Raw genomic sequence first — 25,792 nt, 5'->3', positions numbered from 1 at the left:
TTCAGGCATGTCCGGCCGCGATGACGTCGTTCAGAACCCGGCGGTAGTACTCGGGGCCGAAGCCCATGTCGGCCACGTGCGGGACCACGGCGCGCAGCTGTCTTCCACCGGGACGGCGAATCCGGAGGCCGCATTGACGGTCTCGGCCTGCAGATCCGCTTCGAGCAGTCGGTCGATGACGGTCATCGCGTCACCGACGTGGATCAGGACGCGGGTCGCCCCGCCGTGCCATCGCACCACCCCGTTGCGTAACCGCCTCGGCAGCGCGGAGGTGAGCTGGTGGTTTCGGTTGTACGGGCCGACCAGGTGGCCCAGCCGGAGGATGAGGTGGTCGGCTCCCGACTCGCGCAGTTGCTCCTCGAGCGCCAGTTTGTGCGTGCCGTGAGGAGTGTGAGGGGTCACCGGCGTGTCCTCCTTGGGAGGCCGCCCGTCGGGCTCAGCCGCGCTGGGCCACGAACTCCTTGATGGTGGCGACCATGTAGTCGAGCATCTCGTCCGTGAGCCCCGGGTAGACACCGATCCAGAAGGTGTGCTCGGTGATGACGTCGCTGTTGGTGAGGTCTCCGACGACGCGGTGCGGCCGGCCGATGTAGGCGGGCTGCCGGGTGAGGTTGCCGGCGAACAGCCGCCGGGTGCCGATCTTCCGTTCCTCCAGGTGGTCGACCAGTTCGGCGCGCTTGAAACCGGCTTCGGGGTCGACGGTGATGACGAAACCGAACCAGCTCGGGTCGGACCGGCGGGTGGGCTCGGGGAGCAGGAGGCCGGGCACCCCGTCCAGTCCCTCGCGCAGCCGGCGCCAGTTGCGACGGCGTGCCTCGATGAAGCCGTCCAGCTTGCCGAGCTGAGCCAGGCCCAGGGCCGCCTGGATGTCGGTTCCCTTCAGGTTGTAGCCCACGTGGGAGAAGATGTACTTGTGGTCGTAGCCGGCGGGCAGGTTGCCCATCTGGTACTCGAACCGCTTGAAGCAGGTGTTGTTCTTGCCGGGTTCGCACCAGCAGTCCCGCCCCCAGTCGCGCAGCGACTCCACGATGCGGGCAAGGACGAGGTTGGAGGTCAGGACGCAGCCGCCCTCGCCCATGGTGAGGTGGTGCGCGGGGTAGAAGCTGACCGTGGTCATGTCCCCGAAGGTGCCGGTGATCTGCCCGTCGTAGGTGGAGCCGACCGCGTCGCAGTTGTCCTCGATGAGGAAGAGTCCGTGTTCCTTGGCGAGTTGGGCCACCTCGGCGACCTCGAAGGGGTTGCCGAGCGCGTGTGCGATGATGATCGCCCGCGTCTTGGGGCCGATCGCCCGCGCCACCCGGTCGGCCGTGGTGTTGTACGTGGCCAGGTCCACGTCCACGAACACCGGTATGAGCCCGTTCTGCAGGATCGGGTTGACGGTGGTGGGGAATCCCGCCGCGACGGTGATCACCTCGTCGCCCGGCTTCAGCCGCCGGTCACCGAGCTGGTGCGAGGTGAGGGCCGTCACGGCCAGGAGGTTCGCCGACGAGCCCGAGTTGGTCAGATGGGCCTTGCGCCGCTTCAGGCGCTTGGCGAAGGCGGACTCGAACTTCCCGGAGCTGGGTCCCGCGGCGATGCGCAGGGTCAGTGCGGCCTCGACGAGGGCGACCCGGTCCTCCTCGTCCAGCACCGCGCCGGAGGGCCAGATCTCGGTGACACCGGGCACGAACTCCCGGTCGGGTGCGGTCTCCCGGTGATACGTGCGGACCTGGTCCAGCACCAGTTGCCTGCTGTCACTCATCGTCATTTCCTTCCGTTTGCCGGCGCCGGCACCGCCGCCGCGAGCAGGTCGCGCAACGAGGGGTCGAGGGTGCGCCGCGGCCGCCACCCCAGGAGCCGCAGCGCTCGTGAGACGTCCAGTTGCTGCCACTGCACATCACTTCGTGGGGAGTGATCGGGAACGGCCTCGGCCACCACGAGATCCACACCGCTGAGTTCGACCATGCGGTCGATCAACGCACGCATCGGGACCGCCTCGCCGCGTCCGATGTTGACCACCTGGCCGCGGACGTCCGCCGCCGGCGCGGTGACGGCGGCCCATACGGCGTCGAGGACGTCGCGCACGTCCACGACGTCGCGGTGGACGCGCAGCGGGGGGAGCCTGAGCTCGTCCGGCTTCTCCCCCAGGGCCTGGGCGCGGGCGGCCTCGCCGAGATGCGCGGCGACCCTGCCGAAGAGACTGCTCGCCGGTATCCCGGCACCGATCACGTTGGCGAGGCGGAGCACCACACCGTCCAGGGCGTATTCCGCCGCGGCCCGCAGGACGGCCCGCGTGCCGAGGAGTTTGGTACGCCCGTACGGAGTGACGGGGGCCGGCTCATGCTCCTCGGAGGTGCTGGTGCCGGGCGGGACGGCACCGTACTCGTGCACGCTGCCGAACTGGATCAGCCGTGGCGGACAGGGCAGTTCGGCAAGCGACTCGGTGAGGCGGACGACCAGGTCCGCGTTGCCCGCGGTCATCTCGGCCTCGTCGCCCCGCCAGACCCGGCCGGCGGCGTTGACCACCACATCGGGCCGCAGCGAACCGAGGAGCCCGGTGAGTTCCCGTGGGCCGGCGGTGAGCAGGTCCAGGTGGATCGACCGCGGATCCGCCGGGCCGTCCTGCACCGCGCTCCGGGACACCATGTGCACCAGTGCGCCTTCGGCGCGGCACGCCTCGCCGACACGGCGGCCCAGGTAGCCGGTGCCGCCGAGCACCACGACCCGGAGGCCGTCCGCACCCCTGCTGTCAGCCGTCCGCACGTTCGGCCCCGTACTTGACGTTCTTCCACCAGTCGGGGTGGTTGCGGTACCAGGCCACCGTGGCGGCGAGTCCCTCCTCGAACCCGATCAGCGGGGTGTAGCCCAGTTCTTCACGGATCTTCGACTCGTCGATCGAGTACCGCAGGTCGTGGGCCTTGCGGTCGGCGACGTGACGGATCATCTCCGTTCCCGAGCCGGTGAGTTCCAGCAGGCGCTCGGTGATCGCGCGGTTGGTCCGCTCGTTGCCGCCGCCGATGTTGTAGACCTCGCCGGCCCGCCCGTTCTCGAGCACCAGGTGGATGCCACGGCAGTGGTCGTCCACGTGCAGCCATTCGCGGATGTTGCGCCCGTCGCCGTACAACGGCACCTGCCTGCCTTCCAGCAGATGGGTGACGAAGAGCGGGATGAGCTTCTCGGGGTGCTGGTACGGACCGTAGTTGTTGGAGCAGCGCGTGACGGAGAGGTTCACTCCGTGCGTGCGCCAGTAGGTACGGGCGACCAGGTCGGAACATGCCTTGGAGGCCGCGTAGGGAGTGTTGGGGAGCAGCGGCCACTCCTCGGTCCAGGAGCCCTCCGCGATCGAGCCGTACACTTCGTCGGTGGACACGTGCACCACCCGCTCGACACCGCTGTCCAGTACGGCATCCAGCAACGTCTGGGTGCCCAGGACGTTGGTGCGGAAGAACTCTCCCGCGCCCTCCAGCGAGCGGTCCACGTGGGACTCGGCGGCGAAGTGCACCACCGCGTCGTGTCCGGGCAGCAGTTCGCGCAGCAGACCGGCGTCGCAGATGTCGCCCCGGACGAACTCCAGACGCGGGTGCGAGGCAGGCAGGTTGTCGCGATTGCCCGCATAGGTCAGCTTGTCCAGGGCGGTGACCCGGGAGTTCTCCCACCCTGCGTAGTTGTCTGCGAGGAGGTTGCGTACGAAGTGGGAGCCGATGAAACCGGCGGCCCCGGTGACGAGGATTCTCATGCGGCGACTTCCACTCGGGTGTCGTCTCCGACGACCAGGCGGTAACGGTCCGTGCTCTCCCCGACGGTGCCGACGGTGGCGGAGCGACCGATGAGGGAACTGCTCAGTCCCTGGACGCCGGTGACCGAGGCCCCGTCCAGGGCGATGGAGTACTCCAGCCGGCTTCCGGCGACCACACAGCCGCGCCCGATGGACGTGTGCGGGCCGATGTGGCTGTCCTCCACGACCGTGCCGGCGCCGATGATCGCCGGCCCTTCGATGCGCGAGCGCACGATGCGCGCCCCTTCTTCGATGACGACCGGTCCCGTCAGCACGCTGGCATCGTCGACCTCGCCCTCCACGGCGGGCCGCAGGCTTTCCAGGACGTACCGGTTGCACTCCAGGACATCCTCGACGTTCCCGGTGTCCTTCCAGTAGCCCTCGTACTGGCTGGCCCGTACGTCCGCTCCCGCCGACACCAGCCACTGGATCGCGTCGGTGATCTCCAGTTCCCCGCGGGCGCTGGGCTCGATGGCCCGAACCGCCTGGTGGATGGCGGCGGTGAAGAAGTACACGCCGATCAGGGCCAGGTCGCTGCGTGGCTGCTCCGGCTTCTCCACCAGGCGCAGCACCTCGCCGCCGGGGCCGAGTTCGGCCACCCCGAAGGCGCGCGGGTCGGGGACCTTGTACACCACGACATGGGCGGCGGAGCGGTGCGTGGTGAACTCCTCGGCGATGTCGGCGATCCCCTCGGGCAGCATGTTGTCGCCGAGGTACATCACGAAGTCGTCGTCGCCGAGGAAGTCCCGGGCGATGGCGACGGTGTGGGCCAGGCCGCGGGGAGCGTCCTGCTGGATGTAGGTCAGACGCGCCCCGAACCGCGATCCGTCCCCGAGGGCCTTGCGGATCTCGTCGACGCGGTCGCCGACGATGACCCCGATCTCGGTCACTCCCAGGTCCAGGACGTTCCTCACGACGTATTCGAGGACCGGCACGTTCGCGACGGGGATGAGTTGTTTGGGCATCGAGTAGCTGAAAGGCCGTAGGCGGGTGCCCGACCCGCCGGCCAACACCAGAGCCTTCATGGGAGGTCCTCTCGATTCGTGTGGGGTGCCGCTTCGGTCCGGTACGCGGTTCGCGACCGCTCGGCCGTGCACCCGTCGCCCTGGTGACCCGGTGGCCCTGCAGGACGGGTGGCTCGGCGTCAGGCTGCCGCGAAGTCGGGCAGCAGGCCTGCTGCCAGGGCCTCGGCCAGCGTGGGTGCCTTCGCGTCCTTGTCCGAGATCAGCGGTGTCCCGGCGCACTCCCAGGGCAGGTCCAGGTCGGGGTCGAGCGGGTTGATGTCGATCTGCGTTCCGGGGACGTAGGTACTGGAGACGACGTAGCAGATGCAGGCGTCGTCGGTGAGCGCCAGGAATCCGTGCCCGACGCCCGCGGGCACGTAGACGGACCGGCCCGACGCGGCGTCCAGTTCGTTCACCTGGTGCCTGCCGAAGGTGGGCGAACCGATCCGCAGGTCGACGACGATGTCGCGCAGCACGCCCCGCACGCAGGTGATGAACTTGGCCTGTCCGGGTGGGATGCTCACGCTGTGGATGCCGCGCAGGGTGTGGCGCCTGGACACCGAGTAGTTGATCTGACGGGGCTGGAAGAGGATCCCCGCGGATCGTTCCAGTTCGTCCGACCGCATCGACTCGTAGAACGCACCCCGGTCGTCGGGGATGTGGTCCGGCTCGATCAGGAACGTTCCGGGGATGCTGGTCTCCTCGATGCGCACGGCGCGTTCGCCCCTTCTTCCTCAACTCGACTCGTGCGGTACGGATGGTGGTCCGACGGGCCCGGGCATGGTGCGCCCCGGGGAGGGCCGGGGGCACACCACGGTGCGGGAGCCGGGACGACGGTCCGCGTGCGGCGGGCCTTCCTCTCGCCCCGGAAGGTGCTCGCGGCGTCGGGGCGCCGGTGCCGTGTGGCGGCGGACGCTCAGCCGCGGTGCTCCGCGGTCAGCCTCTCCAGGACCGGGATCACGTCCTTCGGCGACGGAGCGGCCAGCATGTCCTCGTACAGGTCACGGGCGCCGAGCCGGAAGGACGGCTCCTCGATCAGCCGCACGAGATCCTTCTGCATGCCGTCCACGTCGATGGCCGCCGGATCGGCCGCCACTCCCGCGCCCCGGCGGACGACGTACCGCGCCGTGACCGCCTCGTCCCACATCGGGAGCGGCACGACGAGCTGCGGCACCTTGAACGCCACGGCGGCGGCGAACGTCCCGCCGCCGCCGTGGTGGATGATCGCCGAGCTGCTCGGCAGCACCTGGTTGAGCGGTACGTACTCGATGGCGCGGACGTTGTCCGGGAGCGTGCCCACGACGGCCAGTTGTTCGCTGTTCAGCGTCGCGACCAGTTCCAGGTCCAGCCCGGACACGGACTCGAAGAACTCGCGCATCGGGAAGCCGCTGTGCCGGCCGGCGAGCAGCCGGCGGCTCACCCCCAGAGTCAGCACCGCCCGGGGCCGCTCGGGTCGGGCGTGCAGCCACTCCGGAAGCACGGCGGCTCCGTTGTACGGTACCCGGCGGACCGGAACGTAGGTCAGGTCCACCGGATGGCGCATCCGGGACTGGGTCAGGTCCATGGTCCACTGGCCGACCAGTGTCTCCTCGGTGAAGTCGAGGCCGTACCGCTCCAGCACCGGTCCCAGCCACGACATCCACGGGTCCTCGGTCAGGCCCGAGGTGGGATCCGCCAGTTCCTGCCGCGTCTTGGAGCGGATCAGCCCGATGTTGTCCATGCCGAACAGGAGACGCGCGTGGGCGGCGCCGCAGGCGCGCGCGGCCACCGCCCCGGTCGGCGCCAGCGGGTCCCAGAGGACCAGGTCCGGGCGCCAGTCCCGGGCGAACTCCACCAACGTGTCCAGGATCGGCCGGCGCCCGCCCGCCGCCGACTCCGGCGGGTAGTACGCGTTGAACATGCCCGCGAGAACGGCCCTGGCCGTACGCCAGGCGTTCTCGTCGTCCGGATCGAGCGCCAGAGTGGGCCGGTTGGGACCCGCGCCGGCGATGAGGGGTGCCAGCGAGGCGGTGAGTTCCTCCCTGCCGCCGAGCGAAACCGCCGTGAGGCCGGAGGAGGTGATGTTCGCGATCACCTTCGGGTCGACCACACCCTCGGGGCTCGCCACCACGACCTCGTGGCCGGCGCACTGCAGCGCCCACGCCAGCGGGACAACCGTATAGAGATGTGATGTTGCCGGAAAGACGGTGAGAAGAACGCGCATCGCTGACCTCTCCGAGACTGCCGACCCGACGTCGACGCGTGCTGTTCGCAGGAATGCTGCGAGGGGGCTCTAAAGAGCCGCTTGTGCAGAGCGGGTACGCCTGGTCTCGGGCCGGGGTGGGAGCGGCGAGCTCATGCGGTGCGTGCGGTGGACGCGGTAACAGCGGGCCACGCGAAAAATTGACTCAGCGTCAACTTTTAGCCATAAATTTGTGCCCGTGAGCACGTGATTCCGGCACACTCTTCACGACATTGGCCTATCATCTGCGCAAGATGGCGCACATGGTTGCGAGAGGCCGTGTAGTTGATGGATCGTCACGACCGTGCCGACAGCGCGAACGAGTCAAGGGGCAGCCGTGCAGAGCGTGGCCCCGACCGGACGCGGCAGCGGCATCCCCGCCCTCGGCCGGCACACGCCGTCACGATCGTCTCGCTGCCGGGTCATATGCGCATCGCCACCGTGAAGAACGACGGCGTCGACGCCGTCTCCGGTTCTTCTCTACCGAAGTGCCCGTGAACGAACCGCACAAGACGGCCGTGGAGGTACGAGGGGGCACGTTCCCGCTCAAGGAATCAGCTGCGTGATCGCGCGCCGCTTCAGGAACGGCACGGATCACGTCATCTCGCCGCGATCCGGGCCTTCAGGTACCGCAGACGGGAGCTCAGTGATACGGATACTGATCGCCGAGGACATGAACATGATCCGCGGTGCCCTGGTCGCCCTGCTGAATCTCCAAGACGATTTCACCGTGGTCTGTGAGGTCGAACGCGGGGACGAGATCGTCGACATGGCCCTCAAGCACAGGCCCGACGTCGCCATCATCGACATCGATCTTCCCGGTGTCGACGGTTTGTCCGCCGCCACCCGACTGCGCAAACAACTCCCCCAGTGCCGCGTCCTCATCCTCACCAGCCTCGGCCGCCCCGGCACCCTGCGCCGGGCCCTCGAAGCCCGGGTCTCAGGCTATCTCCGCAAGGACGCACCGTCGGGTGAACTCGCCTCCGCGGTACGGCGGGTGGCAGCCGGACATCGCGCCGTCGACCCTGAACTGGCGCTGGCTGCCTGGGGAGAGTTCGAATGCCCCCTCACCGACCGGGAGACGCAGGTCCTGCGGCTCGCGGCGGAAGGCGCGGAGGCGCGGGAGATCGCCTCCATGCTGCGGCTGTCGGCGGGGACGGTGCGCAACTACCTGACCACCATCGTCACCAAGCTCAACGCACGCAACCGCGTCGACGCGATCCGTATCGCCAGGGACGCGGACTGGCTGCTGTGACGCGCACCGTCGGCGCGGCCCGCCCTCGGCCCGCCCGGCGGAAGCCGTCACGCCGGCGGCGGACACGGTGACCGGCAGGGCCGGCGTGCCCGCCGCCGGCACGGCCTCCGGCAGGTGCGTCACGGTTCCACCCTCACGACCTCCCGTGGGCTGACGGACCGGCTTTGGCCGGTCACAAGGGGCGCTGCCTACCGTGCGGGGGCAGGCACCCTGCTGCGTCGACGGGAAGGAGCGGCCGGTGGCCGTTGACACCACGCGTACGAGTGACACGAGCGCCCCCACGGACACGGGACGAAGGGTTCGTCCGGCTCATGAGGTCCGTTCCCTGCACCGGACGGTCATCCGGTTCGCGGGTGACTCCGGTGACGGTATGCAGCTCACCGGTGACCGTTTCACCTCCGAGACGGCGTCCTTCGGCAACGATCTGTCCACGCTGCCGGACTTCCCCGCCGAGATCCGCGCTCCCGCAGGCACCCTGCCGGGCGTCTCCTCCTTCCAGCTGCACTTCGCCGACCACGACATCCTCACCCCCGGCGACGCCCCGAACGTCCTGGTGGCGATGAACCCGGCCGCGCTGAAGGCGAACGTCGCCGACCTGCCACGCGGCGCGGAGGTCATCGTCAACACCGACGAGTTCACCAAGCGGGCGATGCAGAAGGTCGGTTATGCCGCCTCCCCGCTGGAGGACGGCTCGCTGGACGGCTACCGCGTGCACGCCGTGCCGCTGACGACGCTGACGGTGGAGGCGCTGAGGGAGTTCGCGCTGTCCCGCAAGGAGGCCGAGCGCAGCAAGAACATGTTCGCGCTGGGCCTGCTGTCGTGGATGTACCACCGGCCCACCGAGGGCACCGAGGCGTTCCTGCAGTCGAAGTTCGCCGGGAAACCCGACATCGCGGCGGCGAACATCGCCGCCTTCCGGGCGGGCTGGAACTTCGGCGAGACGACGGAGGAATTCGCCGTCTCCTACGAGGTGGCGCCGGCGGCGAAGGCGTTCCCGCCCGGCACCTACCGCAACATCTCCGGCAACCTCGCCCTGGCCTACGGCCTGATCGCCGCCTCCCGCCAGGCCGACCTGCCCCTGTTCCTGGGCTCCTACCCCATCACCCCGGCCTCCGACATCCTGCACGAGCTGTCCCGGCACAAGAACTTCGGTGTGCGCACCTTCCAGGCCGAGGACGAGATCGCCGGGATCGGCGCCGCTTTGGGCGCGGCCTTCGGCGGCAGCCTCGCGGTGACCACCACGTCGGGTCCGGGTGTGGCGCTCAAGAGCGAGACGATCGGTCTTGCGGTCTCCCTGGAGCTGCCGCTGCTGGTGGTCGACATCCAGCGCGGCGGGCCCTCCACCGGCCTGCCCACCAAGACCGAGCAGGCCGACCTGCTGCAGGCGATGTACGGCCGCAACGGCGAGGCCCCCGTACCCGTCGTCGCACCCCGCACCCCCGCCGACTGCTTCCAGGCCGCGCTGGAGGCCGCACGGATCGCCCTGACCTACCGCACCCCGGTCTTCCTGCTGTCCGATGGCTACCTGGCCAACGGCTCCGAACCCTGGCGCATCCCCGGACCGGAGGAACTGCCGGATCTGCGGGTGCAGTTCGCCACCGGCCCCAACCACACCCTGGACGACGGCACCGAGGTGTTCTGGCCCTACAAACGTGACCCGCACACCCGCGCCCGCCCCTGGGCCGTCCCCGGCACCCCGGGCCTGGAACACCGCATCGGCGGCATCGAGAAGCAGGACGGCAGCGGCAACATCTCCTACGACCCCGCCAACCACGACCTGATGGTCCGCACCCGCCAGGCCAAGATCGACAACATCCAGGTCCCCGACCTCACCGTCGACGACCCCCACCAGGCCCGCACACTCGTCCTGGGCTGGGGCTCGACCTACGGACCCATCACCGCGGCGGTCCGCAGACTACGCACCGCCCGGACCCCCATCGCCCAGGCCCACCTGCGCCATCTCAACCCCTTCCCCCCCAACCTCGGCGCCGTCCTGGCACGCTACGACAGGGTCGTCGTCCCCGAGATGAACCTCGGCCAGCTCGCCACCCTCATCCGCGCGAAATACCTGGTCGACGCCCACTCCTACAACCAGGTCAACGGCATGCCGTTCAAGGCGGAACAACTCGCCACGGCACTCAAGGAGGCCGTCCATGCCCACTGAGGCACTGTCGCTGGTGCCGAAGGCGGACAGTCCGCTCTCGGTACGTGATTTCAAGTCCGACCAGGAAGTGCGGTGGTGCCCCGGCTGCGGCGACTACGCGATCCTCGCCGCCGTCCAGGGCTTCATGCCCCAGCTCGGCCTGGCCAGGGAGAACGTCGTCTTCGTCTCCGGCATCGGCTGCTCCTCCCGCTTCCCGTACTACATGAACACCTACGGGATGCACTCCATCCACGGCCGCGCCCCCGCCATCGCCACCGGACTGGCCACCTCACGCCGCGACCTGTCCGTATGGGTCGTCACCGGCGACGGCGACGCCCTCTCCATCGGCGGCAACCACCTCATCCACGCCCTGCGCCGCAACGTCAACCTCAAGATCCTCCTCTTCAACAACCGCATCTACGGCCTCACCAAGGGCCAGTACAGTCCGACCTCCGAAATCGGCAAGATCACCAAATCGACGCCGATGGGCTCCCTGGACACCCCCTTCAACCCGGTGTCCCTGGCCATCGGCGCGGAGGCCTCCTTCGTCGCCCGCACCATCGACTCCGACCGCAAACACCTCACCGAGGTCCTGCGCCAGGCCGCCGCACACCCCGGCACCGCTCTGGTGGAGATCTACCAGAACTGCAACATCTTCAACGACGGCGCCTTCGACCCCCTCAAGGACAGGCAGTCCGCCGACGAAGCCGTCATCCGCCTCGAACACGGCCGGCCCATCCGCTTCGGCACCGACCACACACGCGGCGTCGTCCGCGACCCGCACACCGGCGACCTGAACGTCGTCACCGTCACCCCTGACAACGAGGCCGACATCCTCGTCCACGACGCCCACAACCCCAGCCCCACCACCGCGTTCGCCCTCTCCCGCCTGGCCGACCCCGACACCCTCCACCGCACGCCCATCGGCGTCCTCCGCTCCGTCGACCGGCCCGTCTACGACACCCTCATGGCCGACCAACTCGACACCGCCGTCGAGCAGAACGGCAAGGGCGACCTCACCGCGCTCCTCACCGGCAACGACACCTGGACCGTGGAGACCTCATGACGTACGTCATCACCCAGCCCTGCGTGGATCTCAAGGACAGGGCATGCATCGACGAGTGTCCCGTCGACTGCATCTACGAAGGCCCGCGCAAGATGTACATCAACCCCGACGAATGCGTGGACTGCGGCGCCTGCGAGCCCGTGTGCCCCGTCGAGGCGATCTTCTACGAGGACTCCCTTCCCGACGAGTGGTCCGGCTATCTCACCGCGGACCGCGACGTCTTCGCCGCGACCGGGGCTCCCGGCGGTGCGAGCGGGGCGGACCCGCTGCCCCGGGACCACCCGATCGTCGAGGGAGAACCGGTCAGGACGGGCTGATCACGGAGGGGGCGGGGCCGGCGCCATGCACACTTCAGCGCGGCTTCCCTGGTCCTTCAGCGGAGTCGGAAAACATGCACACGTCAAGCGCGTGCGCCCCACAAGTGTTTCCGCAGAGCCGCCGGACACCTTGCCAGAGGATCCCTCATGCCCACCTTCACCGCTCCGTCCCCTTCCCTCCTCGGACCGCACCACCTGGTCCACAAACCGGCCAGCCCCGAAGCCTTTCTGCTGAAGGCGACCGCGCCGGTACGGCAGAACTTCGCCTTCTCCGCGGAACTCTCGGAAGAACACCCGCTGTTCGGCGATTCCGTGTCGCCTTACCACGACCTGCTGTTCCCCGTGGAATCACTGCGCCAGACCATGCTGTTCGCGGCGCGCCGGTACTTCAGGGTGCCGGAGAGCCGGCGCCCCGTGGTGGCCTCCGGCGGCGCCGCGATCACCCGGCTGGACGCATGGCGCCGCGGCGCCGTGCGGGCCGGGCTCGCGCTGGAACTCGCAGTGACGCCACTCGACATCGTGGGCGGCGTGCCGCGCGGCCTGGAGGGCAAGGCCGCCGTCTCCATCGACGGCGAGCGCTGCGGCACCGCCTCGGCTCGGCTGGTCTTCCTCGCCCAGGGCGTCCACCACAACCATCGCGAGCTCGGGCGGCGGCAGAGCGAGGAGTCGCCGGCGGCCGGGGACGGTGATCCGGCCTCCCCCGGCGTGCCGCTGCCCGAACAGGTGGGTCACCGGGACGGCCGCAACGTCCTGGTCGGTCTGCCCGAGCACACCGAAGCGGACGGCGAGGAGGGGCTGGCCTTCCCCATCGACGCCAGGGCGGCCGCCGGGCTGCGGCTCGGGGTCCCGGACTCGCCGGACGAGGTGCCGCCGATGCTGTTCCTGGAGGTGTCCCGCCAGGTCGGGCTGCTCGCCGCGGCGGAGCTGCGCGGCTTCGTCCCCTCGCACGCCGTGCTGTCCCGCTGGCAGGCCTCGTTCCGCGGCTTCGCCGAACCCGGACTGCCGCTGCACTGCACGGTTCGTGAGGGGGTGCGCCGCACGGACGGACGGGTTTCCCGGGACGCGGCCGGCCGCCCGGTGGTCGACCTGCGGCTGTCGTTCCTCCAGGGCAGCCGGGTCGTGGCCCGTGTCTCCGCCTCCGTGCTGCAGGATTGCTGAGGCGCGCCATGAGATACAGAGTCCTCGGCCCCGTGCACATGGCACCTCGTACACCGTCCGCGGCCAAGCCGCGCGCGGTCCTCGCCACCCTGTTGGTGCAGAGCAACACGGTGGTGTCGACCCATACTCTGATCGACGAGTTGTGGGGCGCCGAACCGCCGCGCACGGCCACCACCACCCTCCAGGTGTACGTGTCGCAGCTGCGCAAGGCCCTGCTGGAGGACACCGGTGAGGCCGTGGTGGAGGCGGGCGCGCCGCAGCCTCTGCTGACCCGGTCCCCCGGTTATCTGATGCGGGTCGCCCCGGAGGAACTGGACCTGACCGTCTTCGAGTCGCTGCGGGCCGAGGGCCGGGCCGCGTACGGCCGGCACGACTACGAGGCCGCCTCGCAGGCGCTGAGCCGGGCACTCGGGCTGTGGACGGGACCCGCGCTCTCGGGCATACCGCACGGCCCCTCGCTGGGGACCTCCGCGATCAGACTGAACGAACTGCGCGCCGAGGTGCTGGAGCAGCGGATCTCCGCCGATCTGCGGCTCGGGCTGCACCACGAACTGGTCGGCGAGCTGATGGCCCTGGCGCACGAACATCCGCTGCGCGAGACGCTGCACTGTCATCTGATGGTGGCGCTCTACCGTTCGGGCCGGCAGTTCGACGCCCTGCAGGTCTATCACCGGGCGCGGCGGTCGCTGGTCGACGAACTGGGGGTGGAACCCGGCCCGGCGCTGAGCAGACTGCAGGAACGGATCCTGGCCTGTGACCTCTCGCTGGCCTGGCGCGGCGAGCCCGCGCGCCGGCTCGTTCCCGTCGGCGCATCCGGCGACCGCCCGGCCGGCGGGTCCGCGGACGGCGGCCGGAGTGCCGGGCCCACGGTGTGGCTGCCGCCGGCCGTGGCGGACTACACCGGACGCGAGGACCAACTGGCCTTCGGCAAGCGGCTGCTGGCGGGTAATCAGCCCGGGCCCGACAAGGTGCTCGTGGTGTCCGGACGGGCGGGCGTCGGAAAGACGGCGCTGGCCGTGCGGCTGGCCCACGACGCCGCCGAGCGGTTCCCCGACGGACGGCTCCTGGTGACGTTGCGGGACGCCGGCGGGCGGGCCGTCGAGCCGCGGACCGCCCTGGCGACCCTGCTACGACGGCTGCGCGGGCCCCGGGCGACGGCAGCCGGCCCGGGAACGGACTCCGGCGCGCAGCCGCTGCCGTCGTCCGAGGCGGAACTCGCGGAACTGCTGCACGCGCGCACCGAGGGCCGCAGGATGCTCATCGTCCTGGACGACGTCGTCTCGGAGGCGCAGATCCGGCCGGTGCTGTCGGCTGTGCCGGACAGCACCGTGATCCTGACGAGCCGGCATGTGCTCGGCGCGCTGGAGAGCGTGCAGCATCTGACCCTCGACGTGCTCGCCCCGGGTGAGGCCGAGGCGCTGCTGGCCTCGTGCGGCGGACAGCGGATGCGGGAGGACCCGGAGGCGGCGGCGGAGATCGCCCGGCTCTGCGGCTGGCTGCCGCTGGCCCTCCGGGTGGCGGCCGCCGGGCTCTCCGCCCGCCCGCACTGGACCGCCGCCGGGCTCGCCCAGCGGCTGCGTGACGAGCGGACCCGGCTGGCCGCGCTCGCCCTGGGCGACCTCGACGTACGCAGCAGTCTGCTGACCGCCTACCGCGACGTGGACGAGGAGACGAGGCACGCCTTCCGGATCCTGGGACCGGCCTCGCTGCCCGACTTCGCCCTGTGGAGTGCGGCCGCGCTGCTCGGCACGGACCGGGCGGGAGCCGAGCGACTCACCGAGAGGCTGGTGCAGGCCCATTTGCTGGAGGCACGGCGGCGGCCCGGGCGACTGGAACCCGTGCGCTACGGCTTCCACGCGCTGCTGCGCTCACTGGCCCTCGAGGTGCTGGCCCAGGAGTCACCGCAGGAAGGCCCCGCGGCCGTGGAAAGGCTGTGCCGTGCCTTCCTGATCCTGGCCAGGTACGCGGACGCGCAGCTGGCGCCCGGCAGGGAGCGGCTCGGGTACGAGGTGGAGCCCCTGGCCGCGGTCTGCCCAGAGGAGGTGGTCGGCAGCGCACCCCTGCGCTGGTTCCAGGAGGAGTCCGCGGGCCTGTCGGAGGCGGTGCGGCAGGCCCATGCGGCCGGGTTGTGGAGTCTGTGCTCCGCCTTGGCGTCGGCCGCGGCCGGCTACTACGAGGCGGGTGCCCTGTGGGACGAGTGGGCCTCGACACACGACCTCGCGCTGGACGCGGCCCGCCGGTCCGGGGACATTCACGCGGAGGCCGTCATCCTGCGGTCCCTCGGTGACTTGGCCTGGCAGCGCCACCGGACCTCACTGGCGATCGCCCAGTACCGCCAAGCCTGGCAGCTGTTCACCCGTCACGGTGACCGGGCGGCGGCCGGCCGCTGTCTGTCCGCCGAGGGGGACGCCCTCCTCGGCACGGGGCGGGTCACCCTGGCCGAACAGGCCTACGCACGCGCCCTGTCGGTGAGCCGGCAGAACGGCGACCCGCGGGGCTCCGCCAAGTCGCTGCGCGGGCTGGCCCTGGTGGCGCAGCGCGAGGGCCGCCACGAGGAGGCGCTCGCCCGTCTCGGGGAGTGCGAGAGCGCCGCGCGCTCCGCCGGCGACCGCCGCTGGATCGAGTACGCGCGGCGCACGGCCTCCGAACTGCGCGCGGCAGTGGCGTCGGGGCGGTCGGCCGCGGCGTCCTCGATCCCACTCGAAGTCCGCCCCGGCGTCTGGCTCTTCCAGCCGTCGTGGCCACTCCAGAGGGCCGCGTGAGGATTCACCCGCCCGGTGCCGGGGGAGTCGCCCCGGCACCGGTCCCACCCGGTCCCACCCGGTCCGGTCCCGCCCGGGCCTGACCGAACCTCCCGCACGGACGGCGGCGCGCCGGGGATGCATCACCGCCTCGTCACCACACATCGGCCGCCGCCGTCCCCGGCTCCTCCTCCCCCAGTGCCTCCACCAGGGCGTCGACGATGCCGGGATCGAGTGCCGTACCCGCCGCCGTGTCCGCCATGGGGCCGAAGCCGGCGTCGCCGATGGCGACGGCGAGGGTGTAGCGGTCCCCGAGCGACAGGGTGTGGAAGGCCCATGCGCCGACCGTGCACGGAGCGCCGTCGGGGCGCAGCACCTCCGTGGGGGCTCGGTCCGGGCTGAAGCCGAAGTCGGTGAAGCGGAACAGCATGCCGAGGCCCATGGCCTTGGTGTAGGCCTCCTTCAGGGTCCACAGGCGGAGCACGGCGGGGTTGCGCTCCGCGGCCGGCATGGCCTCGATCCGCTCCGCCTCGTACGGGGTGCACACGTGCCGGCCCAGTCCGGGACCGTACAGGACGCGGTCGCCGGGCTCGGCGTCGACGCCGATGACGCCGCCGACGGCCAGGCCGACCAGGAGCAGGTCATCGGTGTGGCTGAGGCTGATGTGCACGCCGTCGTAGCCGCGCAGGAAGGGCCGCCCGGTGAGGCCGTATCCGAGTTCGACGGACTGGGGCGGTACGCCCAGCGCGGCGGCGGCGGCGAACTTCAGCAGAACGCGGGAGGACGCGAACCGGGCGCGGACCTGAGGGTGCGTCAGCTCCAGGTAGCGCTCCCAGTCGTGGCCCAGGAGCACGCGCAGCCGCGGCACGCCCGCCCGTTGCGGCCGCCAGTCGTCCTGACGGGCCCAGAGGACGGCCGCCCCGTGCCGGTCGAGGTCAGCGCGTACTCTGCTCCAGTCCGCCGAGGGGCCGGGGATCGCGATCGGCTTCCCGAGGGTCCGGCCCGGGGCCCTGCGCCCGGGTGCCGTCATCGAAACCCTCCAACGTGTCGTGGAGATCGGACAGCACGTCGGCCGCGGCCGCGCCGTCGATCACCCGGTGGTCGAAGGTGAGGCCGAGCCGCATCATCGGCGCGGGCACCACGACGCCGTCGCGGACCACCGCGCGGTCCACGACGCGGCCTGCGCAGAGGGTCACGGCGGTGCCGCCGGCCGAATGGAAGCCGTCGACGGTCCGGTGGCCGAGCGAGCTGACCGAGACGGTGCCGAAGACTGCGGGACGCCGGCGGGGATCGCGCAGCGCCGCGGCGAAGGCGGCTCTGCCGAGCGGGACGGGAAGCCGGCCCAGCATCCGTACACCCTTGAACTCGGGCAGGTCCGCGGCCTGTTCGCCCCGGTAGCGGTCGATGCGCTCCTGGATCTCGCGCAGGCTCGCCGCCTCCAGGCCGGGCACGAGCGCCGAGAGCACGGTCCGCTCGCCCTCGACGGGCCGGTCCAGGGCGAGTTTGGCGGTGACGCCGTCGAAGAGGACGATTCTCGGGCGCCGGAACGGTCCGGGCCAGCCGGGGGCCATGACGGCGTTGGCCTCGGGGTGGCGGTCGAGGACCCGCCCGGCGGCGTACAGCAGATAGCTGACGACCGAGTAGCGGCGGCCGTTCTCACGGGCGGCGGCGCGGTGTGCCTGGACACGGGTCATGTCGACGTCGGTGTCCAGGTGCACGGGCCGCTGGGCCGCCGCCCACTCCAGGAAGTACAGGGTGTGGCGGCGGCGCCGTTCCGCGACGAGGGTGGGCCTCACCCGGTCACCGCCAGGTCGTAGATCTCCTTGAGGCTGCGGGCCTCGAAGATCCGGCCGACCGGGACCTTGCGGCTGGTGGCGAGCTCCAGCGCGGTGACGAGCTTGAGGAGGTACAGCGAGTCCCAGTCCGGGAGTTCGTCGAAGTCACAGCCCACCTGCTCGGGTTCGAGCGGCATGCCGATCTCGTCGTTGACCAGACGCACATACGCGTCGAGGGTGAAGCCGCCGGCGGCGGGGATCGCGGGGGCGGTGCTGTCCATGCTCATACCTTCTCCAGGGCGAAGCCGGCCTTGATCCACTTGCTGGACTCGACGGCGACCGCAAGGGCCCGCTCGCCGTCGGACATGCGCTCCAGCAACTTCTCGATCTGCAGGAAGGGCAGCGCGTTACCGTTGTTGCCGGTGTCCGCCACGCACGAGACCTCGGCCGCGGCCGGCACGTCGAGTTCCTCCGTGATGCGGCGGGTCATCCGGCCCGAGAGCTGGGGCGGCAGCAGGTAGTCCAGCCGGTCCGCCTCCCAGTCGAGTTCGCCGAGGATCTCCCACAGGATCTCGACGGCCATGACGGGCACGGACTCCTCGATGGCCTTGTAGTCCTCGGTGACGGCCTGCCGGTCGTCGTACCGGTCGGCGAGCCCGAACCACTCGATGACCTGACCGGGCTTGCGGCCCAGCCCGGTGAAACGGTTGAGGACGTGGCGCAGCGCGACGCGCTGTCCGCGCGGCTCGTCGGTGAGCACGGCCGCGCCCGCGCCGTCGCCGAACAGCACGTAGTTGACGAGGTCGCTGGAGGCTGCGCCGGACACGTCACGCTGGAGGTCGAGGTGCTTGCTGCACACGTCGCCGCCGAGGACGAGACCGGTACGGTACTGACCGGAGGCGATCATCGACTGGGCGACGCCCAGGGCCTGTACGGCGCCGGCGCAGCCGGACTGGAGCTGGAAGGTGGGTACCTGGTCCAGGCCGAGCTGGTCGGCGACATGGTTGACCGTGGCGGGCATCAGGGTGTCGGGCGTGGCCGTGCCGAGGACGATGAACTCGATCTCGGACGGGTCGACGCCGGGGGCGGCGAGGGCCTTCTCGGCGGCCTGTGCGCACAGGTCGGCGAGCGACCAGCGCACCACTCCGGTGCCGAGGTCCCGGGCGAAGTACCGCGTCCGGGTGCCGATGAAGACCTCGATCCAGTCCTCGTTGATACCGAGCACCTTCGCCAGGGTGGCGTTGTCCACCGGGTCACCGGGCAGAGCGGTGCCGATGGAGGCCAGATGTGTCGTCGCAGTGGTCATGCCGTCCTCTCTTCTTCCATGAGCGTCCGGTTCTCCCCCGCGTCGCCGAGACTCGCGGGAACGGGCAGCGCCGCACCGAGTTCGCGCAGGAAGGTGACGAGGTCACCGACGGAGGAGAGACGGGGCAGCAGATCCTGCACCGTCAGGGTGCCGATGCCGACGAGCCGGGCCTCCAGCCGGTTCTTGAGTTCCATGACCATGACGGAGTCGAAGCCGAGGTCCTCGTAGAGCCGGTCGTGGAGGACGACGTCTGCGTCGGTGTAGCCGCCGACCAGCCGGACGGCGCCGAGGACGGCTTCCGCGACCGGGTCCGCCGGGCCGGTGGGCGGGTCCAGGGTGAGGACGGACGCGGTGGCGGTCTCCGTCTCCCGGTGCGGTGCGAGCGCGGCGGACGCCGGCTCGGCCGCCGCGGCGGCGACCGTTCCCGGAGCCCGCACCGGGTTCCTCGCCCAATAGCGGTGTTCCGTCGAGAAGGCGTACGGCGGCAGCGGCTGGGCGACCCGTTCCCCGGGTGTGTACGCGGCATCCCAGTCGGGTTCGACGCCGCCCCGGTACAGCTCGGCGAGGGCCTCGGCGAGGTCCCGGCCTGCGGACTCGGGGCCGCGTACCGGCAGGACGTGCGCCGGGCCCGTCCCCGAGGTGGGGCGGCCGAGTCGGCGTACCATCCCGGAGAGCACCGGCTGAGGGCCGATCTCCACCAGGTGGGTCGGTCCTTCGGTGAGCAGCGCGGCGGCCGCGTCGCCGAACAGGACGGTGGCGCCGATGTGTTCCACCCAGTACGGGGCATCCATCGCCTCCCCGTCGAGCACCCGGCCGCGAACGGTCGAGTACACCGGAATCTCCGGTACTCCCCCGCCGACCTCGGTGGCGATCGCCTCGAAACGGGCCAGCACGGGCCGCATCAGCGGCGAGTGGAAGGCGTGGGAGACCTGGAGCCTGCGGGTGCTGAGCCCCTGGGCCTGGATCTCGGCGCCGATCCGTTCCAGCGCCTCCAGGTCCCCGGAGAGCACGGTGGAGGTCGGGCCGTTGATCGCGGCCACGCCGACCAGCGGTTCCGGTGCGATCCGCTCCTCGAGGTCCTCCCTGGCGGCCTTGACCGCCAGCATGCCTCCGCCGGCGGGGAGTTCCTGCATCAGGGCGCCGCGGGCGGTGACCAGCCGGGCGGCGCCGTCCAGCGGGAGCGCCCCGGCCAGGACGGCGGCGGCGAACTCGCCCACGCTGTGGCCGAGGAGCATCCCGGGGCGGACGCCGAGTTCCTCCAGGGTCCGGCCCAGGGCGTAGCCGACGGCGAACAGGGCGGGCTGTGTCCACCGTGTGCTGTGGACCGCCTCGTCACCGGCGAGGACCAGGTCGCGCACGGACCGTCCGGTGTGCGGCAGCAGCGCGGCGTCGGCCTCGTCGAGGAAGTGCCGGTACAGCGGCGACTGTTCGTACAGGGCGGCGGTCATCCGGGGATGCTGCGAGCCCTGACCGGTGAACAGGAACGCGACGCGGGGCCGGCCGTCGGGGCTGCCGGAGAGCCGGGCCAGCAGCCCGGGGTCGGTGGCGGCCTCGCGCAGCCTGGCGACGAGTTCACCGGTGTCGCCCGCGACGGCCGCGAAGCGGTGGCGGTGCCCGGCCTTGACGCGGTTGCCGGCCCGGGCCAGCGGGCCCAGCGGTACGCGGCGGGCCGCCGCCGCGTCGGCCTGGGCCAGCAGGTTGCGGCGCAGCGCGTCGGTGTTCGGCGCGGTGAGGGTGAACACGGCGGCGCCGATGCCGCCCACGGGGGCGTCGTCCTCGGGCCGGGGACGGGCTGCCTCGGGGGGCGCGGACTCCAGGACGGCGTGGGCGTTGGTGCCGCCCATGCCGAAGCTGCTGAGTCCGGCGACGGCGGGTCCTGCGGGCAGCCGCAGCGGTGCCTTGAGGAGCCGCAGCCCGTGGTCGCGCAGCTTGAGCCGCTTGTTCTCCTTGGCGGCGAAGCGACTGGCGGGGACCATCCGGTGGTGCAGGGACAGGGCGACCTTGATCAGTCCCGCGATGCCGGCGGCGCCCTCGGTGTGGCCGAGGTTGCCCTTGACCGAGCCGAGCGCCATGGGTGTGCCGGCGCGGCCCGCGTGGTGGTGGCCGAGTGCCTTGATCTCCATCATGTCGCCGAGGCCGGTGCCGGTGCCGTGTGCCTCGGTGAAGGCCACGTCGGCGGGCTCGACCCCCGCCCTGCGGTAGGCGGCGGCGAGTACGTCCTGCTGGGCCCAGCGGTTGGGCGCGGTCAGCCCGTTGCTGCGGCCGTCCTGGTTGACGGCGATGCCGCGGATGACGGCGTACACGCGTTGCCCGTCGGCGATCGCGTCCCGCAGTCTGCGCAGCACGATCACGCCGACGCCCTCGCCGCGGCCGATGCCGTCGGCCTCGGCGCTGAAGGGCTTGCAGCGCCCGTCGGGGGCGGAGAGCCCGGCCTGGGTGTAGAAGATCGACAGGGCCGGGGTGAGGGCCACGTTGACACCGCCGACGAGGGCGTGGTCGCACTCCTCGGACAGCAGGGCGTTCACCGCGAGGTGCGCGGCGACCAGCGAGGAGGAGCAGGCGGTGTCGACGGCGAGACTGGGACCCTTCAGGTCGAGGTGGTACGAGATCCGGTTGGCGGTCATGCAGTAGCCGTTGCCGGAGCCGACCTGGGCGGTGACGTTGGCGTAGTCGGTGAGGTGCAGCTGCGCCCACTCGTTGCCCATGATGCCGACGAAGACCCCGGTCGGGGTGCCGGCCAGGCTGCGCGGCGGGATGCCGGCGTCCTCGACCGCCCGCCACGCTGACTGCAGCAGCAGCCGCTGCTGGGGGTCCATGGCGGCCGCCTCGCGCGGCGAGATGGTGAAGAACTCGTTGTCGAAGGCGTCCGGGTCGGCGATGAAGCCGCCCTCGGTGGTGTTGGTGTGTCCTTCTTCCCCGGCCTGGGAGTAGAACTCCTTGGCGTCCCACCGCTGCCCGGGCACCTCCCCCACCCCGTCCGCGCCGCGCATCATCAGGTCCCAGTAGGCGCCGGTGTCGGGCGCCCCCGGGAATCTGCAGTCGATGCCGACGATGGCTATGGGCTCCATCAAGCGCCGCCGTCCTTCGGGGCGGCCGCGGCGAACTCCTCCATGAGGTGGCCGGCGAGCGCGTGGACGGTCGGGTAGTCCCAGGCGGCCGTGGGCTCCATCACGAGGTCGAAGTCGTCCTCGATGTCTCCGCACAGGCTGAGGGCGGCGACGGAGTCGAGGCCGTACTCCGCGAGGGGGACGTCCGGGTCGATCTCGGCGGGCTGCCGCTTGAGGTAGAGGGCGATGCGCTCGGCCAACCACATGGTCAGAGACTCGGTGGTGTGTCCGGTGGTGTGTCCGGTGGTCGGAACGGGCATGGTGCACTCCTCGGCGGGGTGAGCGGATTCGCTTGCTGTGCGAGGGCCGCGCCGGCCGTGGTGGGCCGGGCCGGGGTCCTCGGGTACCGGCTGGTGTCGGTCAGCCGGTGAGCGGGGTGTCGTACAGGTCGTAGCTGCTGCGCGCATGGAACCTGCGCAGCACCTCCTCGTGCATCCGGGCTTCGACGGACGCGGGGAGCGCGGCGGGCCGGCGGCCGAGCCGTCGGGCGAGCCGGTGCAGTGCGGCGGCGAGCCAGGCGGGGTCGGCGAGGAACGTGTCGCCTCCGTCGCGGGCCGCCTGCTGCCAAACACCGATCGCCGACGCGGCGGCGAGCAGGTGGGCGTAGCGGTCGGCAAGGGCGAAGGCGGCGGGGCCGGCGAGCGCCGTGCGGTCCTGGGGTGCGAGCGCGCGGCTCGCCTCCTGGACCTGCCGCAGCTCGTCCACCAGCGTCAGCGCGAGCCCCTGCACGGCCCGCTCCTCGGGTGCCGCGCCGGGCAGTTGGTCCACGGCGGCGACGAGTGTGGCGCTGAGCCCGTCCCGTCCGCTCGCCAGGCCGAGCCGGTCGAAGGGGATGTCCGGGAGCTCCCCGAGCGGCCGGAAGAGTTCCCCGGGTGCCGGTTCGTCGGTGAACCAGGAGCGCCGGGCGAGCCGGGACAGCTGGGGGATGATCGTGGCCTGGCAGGCCGCGGAGCCGGCGTGGCCGAGGCTGAGCACCGGCAGGTCGCGGAGGTGCTTCTGGAAGATGCCGTGCTCGCCGTCGCGGATGTAGAAGCGGGCCCCGAGCACGATGGAGAGTTCGTGCATGGTGTCGGTGAGCAGCCGCGGGACGAGGTACTTGGTGGCGGCGGCGAAGACGCTGGTCTGCTCGGGGAGCAGGTGCACCGCCCGGGTCGCGGCCAGGGAGAGTGCGTCGCAGGTCAGCAGGTCGGTGAAGGCCCCGGACAGGGTGGCCCTGGCGTGCGGGATCTCCATGACGGTCTTGCGGTAGAGGCGTCGGCCGAGTGCGAAGCGCACGACGGTCCGCAGGGCCGTGTCGGTGGTGCCGACCGCCATGCCGGGCAGCGCGGCCCTGGTGACCTGGAAGGCGCGCAGCGCGGTTTCGACTCCCTTGCCTCTCTCGCCGACGAGGGCCGAGGCGGGCACGGGTGTGTCGTCGAACCGGAGTCCGGCCAGGCGGCAGCCTCGCACGCCGACGGTGTCGTAACGGGGCAGTACCCGCCAGGTGTCCGTGTCGAGCCCTTCGGGCTCGACGAGGAGCACGGAGTGGCTGCGGCTGCCCGGTGCGGGGTCGGTGCGGCTGAACAGGACCCAGGCGTCCGCGCGGTGGACGTTGTTGATGACCTGCTTGGAGCCGTTCAGCAGATATCCGCCTCCCTGCGCGGGGCGGGCCTCGAACTCGTTGCGCACGAAGTCGTTGCCGTGCGCGAGTTCGTGGTAGGCGACCGAGATCCTGCCGCCGCGGGTGAGGATCCGCGCGACGCGTTCACGCTGCGCGGCGTCCCCGGCGGCCCAGACGTTCACGGCGGCCATGAAGGAGGTCATGCCGTAGCCGAGGCCGAGGGCGACGTCGCGGCGGAACACCTGCCGCATGACGCGGATCAGGGTGTCGAGCCGCTCCAGGCGGCCGCCCTCGGCGGGCGGCACGAACTCGGCGCCGAGCCCGAACTCGTCGAGGGCGTGCTCGCCGGCCTCGGAGAGCACACCGGCCTCGTCCGCCTCGAGCAGCCGGGTGTAGGACAGTTCGTTGCTCTCGTCGGTGGGGTCGCCCAGCAGTCGGTCCAGTTCGGCCACGCGCGCCGCGGCCCGCGCCTCCTGGCCGGCCGTCCCCTGGCCGTCCCGTAGGGCGGCGGTCGCCGGGTGCGCGCCCTGGGGCTCTGTGCCGATCATGACGTCCTCTCCGTCTCTTTGGCGGCCGCCTCGGGCGTCGCGGGCTGCCGCTCCGGGCCCCGCTGCGGCAGCAGCGAGAACAGCCGGCCCGAGGAGCGGGCCGCCCGCAGGGCGCCGAGCAGTTCTTCGTACGTCTCCTGTCCGGCCGCCGCCGGTTCGCCGAGGCGGACCAGCAGCCGGTCGAGAGCCGTGTGCAGCCACAGGGCGTCGCGCCACAGCGCCCCGGTGCCGGGGTCGTCGCGGACGTGGTCGCTGCTGTGCGCCCACAGGCCCAGGCAGGCCGCCCCCGCCCAGCACAGGGCGTAGCGGCACGCGACCTCGAAGGCGGCGGGCGGGACCTCGGTGAGGACGCTCCTGTACTCCTCCATCTCGGCGTGCACCGCGGTGGTGACGGCGAGCAGCCGCTGCGCGGCCTCGGCCACCGGGGCGAGTGCGGGATTCAGTGCCGCGCGCCTGTCGATCTCGTCGACGGAGGCGGCGAGCCCCGCCATGACTCCGCTGCCCTGCCGGGCGACCAGCGACAGCTTCGAGGGGTCCAGAGGCGGCAGCGGTGCGCCGAGGTCGCAGGCGATGTCGCTGCCCGCCGTGTCGCCGGTGCCCCGCCCGAAGCCGCGGACCAGTGAACGGAACTGGTTGACCAGGGAGTTGAGGTTGACCAGGGTGTTGCCGTCGAAGAGCCCGACGAGGCGGTGGTCGCGCTCGAGCTTCTGGAACCGGCCGTCGGCGTAGACGCCCTTGAGGAAGGCGCGGGCGCCGAGCAGCCCCTTCAGATCGTCGAGGACCTGGTCGGTGGAGGTGGGCAGCAGGTACTTGGTGACGGCCGAGGTGACGCTGAGTTCCGCCGTCTGGGCCTGTACGGCGCGGGCGGCGACCAGGCTGACCGCCTCGTGCATCAGTACGTCGGCGGCGGCGCCGGCCAGCACCTTCCGGGCCTGCGGAAGATCGATCAGCCGTCGGCCGTACAGCTCGCGCTCCTCGGCGAAGTCCAGCGCGAGCCGCAGCCCGTGGTCACCGGCGCCGAGCGACAGCGCCGCGATCATGGCGCGGGTGATCTGGAGCGCCTTCAGCACGATCTCCAGGCCGGCGCCCTCGGCACCGACGAGGGCGCTGCGCGGCACCCGGGCGCCGTCGAGGACGATGCCGGAGATGTCGGCGCCGCGGATGCCGTGGGTGCGGATCTTCGGGAGGTGGCGGAAGGTGCCCTCGTCGAGTTCGCGCTTGTCCACGAGGAGGACGCTGAGGCCGCGCGGCCCCCCGTCCGGATGCGTGCGGGTCAGCAGCGACAGCACCGACCCCCGGGTGGCGTTGTTGATCAGCCACTTCTCGCCGCTGACCAGCCAGTGGTCCGCGGTGTCGGGCGCCTTCTCGTCGGTGCGCACCTCAGTGGCCAGCAGGTCGCTGCCGTGCTCGCGTTCGGTGAGGCCGAGGGAGACCGGGACCCCGGCCATGATGTCGGCGCCGAGCGCGGCCCCCTGCTCCGCGGAGCCCGCCACCCATACGCACACCCCGCCGAGGTAGGTCTTGGCGTGGCCGATGGCGCAGGTCATGTCGCGGCGGGCGACGGTGCGGACGAGCTGGAGCACCTGCTCGTAGTCGCGCAGCCTGCCGCCGTGCTCGACCGGTACGTAGTGGTCGGGCAGACCCCACTCCTGGAAGCGGCGGACGATGTCGGCGGGGAACTCCTCGTTGTCGTCGAGTTCCATGCAGCGCGCGTAGGTGAAGAGCTCCCCGGGATCGTCGGGGTCTCCGAGGAAGCGGTCGAGTTCCTCTGCGAGTCGGTAGGGCGGGTGTTCCATG

21 protein-coding genes are annotated in these 25,792 nt (G+C 71.4%); 6 read left to right on the top strand and 15 right to left on the bottom strand.

From position 1 onward, the window contains the following. Positions 1-30: 30 nt before the first annotated feature. The 7 genes from ACIF9R_RS25310 to ACIF9R_RS25280 form a co-directional block, all read right to left on the bottom strand. On the bottom strand, positions 31-402 hold the full coding sequence (locus ACIF9R_RS25310) for an NAD-dependent epimerase/dehydratase family protein (protein ID WP_399984278.1): 372 nt from the start codon (positions 400-402) through the stop codon (positions 31-33). A gap of 34 nt (positions 403-436) precedes the next feature. Further along, positions 437-1,741, bottom strand: coding sequence for a lipopolysaccharide biosynthesis protein RfbH (gene rfbH, locus ACIF9R_RS25305; RefSeq protein WP_399984275.1), 1,305 nt, complete (start codon positions 1,739-1,741; stop codon positions 437-439). A gap of 2 nt (positions 1,742-1,743) precedes the next feature. Beyond that, on the bottom strand, positions 1,744-2,742 hold the full coding sequence (locus tag ACIF9R_RS25300) for an NAD-dependent epimerase/dehydratase family protein (protein ID WP_399984273.1): 999 nt from the start codon (positions 2,740-2,742) through the stop codon (positions 1,744-1,746). Beyond that, positions 2,729-3,715 carry a dTDP-glucose 4,6-dehydratase gene (rfbB, locus tag ACIF9R_RS25295; RefSeq protein WP_399984271.1) on the bottom strand — a complete coding sequence of 329 codons (987 nt, stop codon included), beginning with the start codon at positions 3,713-3,715 and terminating at the stop codon, positions 2,729-2,731. Before rfbB ends, ACIF9R_RS25300 begins: the two co-directional genes overlap by 14 nt. Further along, complete coding sequence (locus ACIF9R_RS25290; protein WP_399984268.1) at positions 3,712-4,779, bottom strand: glucose-1-phosphate thymidylyltransferase; 1,068 nt, start codon at positions 4,777-4,779, stop codon at positions 3,712-3,714. The genes rfbB and ACIF9R_RS25290 overlap by 4 nt, the downstream gene beginning before the upstream one ends. A gap of 119 nt (positions 4,780-4,898) precedes the next feature. Beyond that, complete coding sequence (locus tag ACIF9R_RS25285) at positions 4,899-5,471, bottom strand: dTDP-4-dehydrorhamnose 3,5-epimerase family protein (protein ID WP_399984265.1); 573 nt, start codon at positions 5,469-5,471, stop codon at positions 4,899-4,901. Between the two features lie 203 nt (positions 5,472-5,674). Beyond that, positions 5,675-6,961 carry an activator-dependent family glycosyltransferase gene (locus tag ACIF9R_RS25280; RefSeq protein WP_399984262.1) on the bottom strand — a complete coding sequence of 429 codons (1,287 nt, stop codon included), beginning with the start codon at positions 6,959-6,961 and terminating at the stop codon, positions 5,675-5,677. Positions 6,962-7,625: 664 nt separating this feature from the next. Between ACIF9R_RS25280 and ACIF9R_RS25275 the strand changes: the two genes are divergently transcribed. The 6 genes from ACIF9R_RS25275 to ACIF9R_RS25250 all read left to right on the top strand — a co-directional run bounded on the left by ACIF9R_RS25275 (position 7,626) and on the right by ACIF9R_RS25250 (position 15,680). Continuing rightward, the gene (locus ACIF9R_RS25275) at positions 7,626-8,234 is read left to right on the top strand and encodes a response regulator transcription factor (protein WP_399984260.1); all 609 of its coding nucleotides are present in this window, start codon (positions 7,626-7,628) and stop codon (positions 8,232-8,234) included. 238 nt (positions 8,235-8,472) lie between these two features. Further along, on the top strand, positions 8,473-10,398 hold the full coding sequence (locus ACIF9R_RS25270) for a 2-oxoacid:acceptor oxidoreductase subunit alpha (RefSeq protein WP_399984257.1): 1,926 nt from the start codon (positions 8,473-8,475) through the stop codon (positions 10,396-10,398). Then, the gene (locus ACIF9R_RS25265; protein ID WP_399984254.1) at positions 10,388-11,443 is read left to right on the top strand and encodes a 2-oxoacid:ferredoxin oxidoreductase subunit beta; all 1,056 of its coding nucleotides are present in this window, start codon (positions 10,388-10,390) and stop codon (positions 11,441-11,443) included. Before ACIF9R_RS25270 ends, ACIF9R_RS25265 begins: the two co-directional genes overlap by 11 nt. Further along, positions 11,440-11,760: a ferredoxin gene (gene fdxA / locus ACIF9R_RS25260; RefSeq protein ID WP_399984252.1), complete on the top strand. Its 321-nt coding sequence runs from the start codon at positions 11,440-11,442 to the stop codon at positions 11,758-11,760. The genes ACIF9R_RS25265 and fdxA overlap by 4 nt, the downstream gene beginning before the upstream one ends. 147 nt (positions 11,761-11,907) lie before the next feature. Continuing rightward, entirely contained in the window at positions 11,908-12,918 is a 1,011-nt protein-coding gene (locus tag ACIF9R_RS25255; protein WP_399984250.1) for an AfsA-related hotdog domain-containing protein, read from the top strand. 8 nt (positions 12,919-12,926) lie between these two features. After that, positions 12,927-15,680, top strand: a complete 2,754-nt coding sequence (locus ACIF9R_RS25250; protein ID WP_399984247.1) for a BTAD domain-containing putative transcriptional regulator — start codon at positions 12,927-12,929, stop codon at positions 15,678-15,680. A gap of 133 nt (positions 15,681-15,813) precedes the next feature. Here ACIF9R_RS25250 and ACIF9R_RS25245 read toward each other — a convergent pair whose 3' ends face one another. The 8 genes from ACIF9R_RS25245 to ACIF9R_RS25210 form a co-directional block, all read right to left on the bottom strand. Continuing rightward, entirely contained in the window at positions 15,814-16,689 is an 876-nt protein-coding gene (locus ACIF9R_RS25245; protein WP_399984244.1) for a 4'-phosphopantetheinyl transferase family protein, read from the bottom strand. Beyond that, positions 16,595-17,455 (bottom strand): 2-oxo acid dehydrogenase subunit E2, encoded by an 861-nt coding sequence (locus ACIF9R_RS25240; RefSeq protein ID WP_399984242.1) that lies wholly within the window; start codon positions 17,453-17,455, stop codon positions 16,595-16,597. Before ACIF9R_RS25240 ends, ACIF9R_RS25245 begins: the two co-directional genes overlap by 95 nt. Continuing rightward, positions 17,452-17,715 carry an acyl carrier protein gene (locus ACIF9R_RS25235; RefSeq protein ID WP_399984239.1) on the bottom strand — a complete coding sequence of 88 codons (264 nt, stop codon included), beginning with the start codon at positions 17,713-17,715 and terminating at the stop codon, positions 17,452-17,454. Before ACIF9R_RS25235 ends, ACIF9R_RS25240 begins: the two co-directional genes overlap by 4 nt. Positions 17,716-17,717: 2 nt before the next feature. Beyond that, on the bottom strand, positions 17,718-18,740 hold the full coding sequence (locus ACIF9R_RS25230; RefSeq protein WP_399984236.1) for a 3-oxoacyl-ACP synthase III family protein: 1,023 nt from the start codon (positions 18,738-18,740) through the stop codon (positions 17,718-17,720). Next, positions 18,737-21,808, bottom strand: a complete 3,072-nt coding sequence (locus ACIF9R_RS25225) for a type I polyketide synthase (protein WP_399984234.1) — start codon at positions 21,806-21,808, stop codon at positions 18,737-18,739. The genes ACIF9R_RS25230 and ACIF9R_RS25225 overlap by 4 nt, the downstream gene beginning before the upstream one ends. After that, on the bottom strand, positions 21,808-22,107 hold the full coding sequence (locus ACIF9R_RS25220) for an acyl carrier protein (RefSeq protein WP_399984232.1): 300 nt from the start codon (positions 22,105-22,107) through the stop codon (positions 21,808-21,810). Before ACIF9R_RS25220 ends, ACIF9R_RS25225 begins: the two co-directional genes overlap by 1 nt. 100 nt (positions 22,108-22,207) lie before the next feature. Continuing rightward, on the bottom strand, positions 22,208-23,995 hold the full coding sequence (locus tag ACIF9R_RS25215) for an acyl-CoA dehydrogenase (protein ID WP_399984230.1): 1,788 nt from the start codon (positions 23,993-23,995) through the stop codon (positions 22,208-22,210). Then, a complete protein-coding gene (locus ACIF9R_RS25210) occupies positions 23,992-25,791 on the bottom strand; it encodes an acyl-CoA dehydrogenase family protein (RefSeq protein ID WP_399984227.1) in 1,800 nt (599 codons plus the stop codon). Before ACIF9R_RS25210 ends, ACIF9R_RS25215 begins: the two co-directional genes overlap by 4 nt. Position 25,792: the final 1 nt, after the last annotated feature.

Origin of the sequence: Streptomyces sp. NPDC086080, assembly GCF_044540255.1 — a bacterium.
In the GTDB taxonomy this organism is placed as follows: Bacteria; Actinomycetota; Actinomycetes; order Streptomycetales; family Streptomycetaceae; genus Streptomyces.
This window is presented reverse-complemented; position numbering and strand designations above follow the sequence as displayed.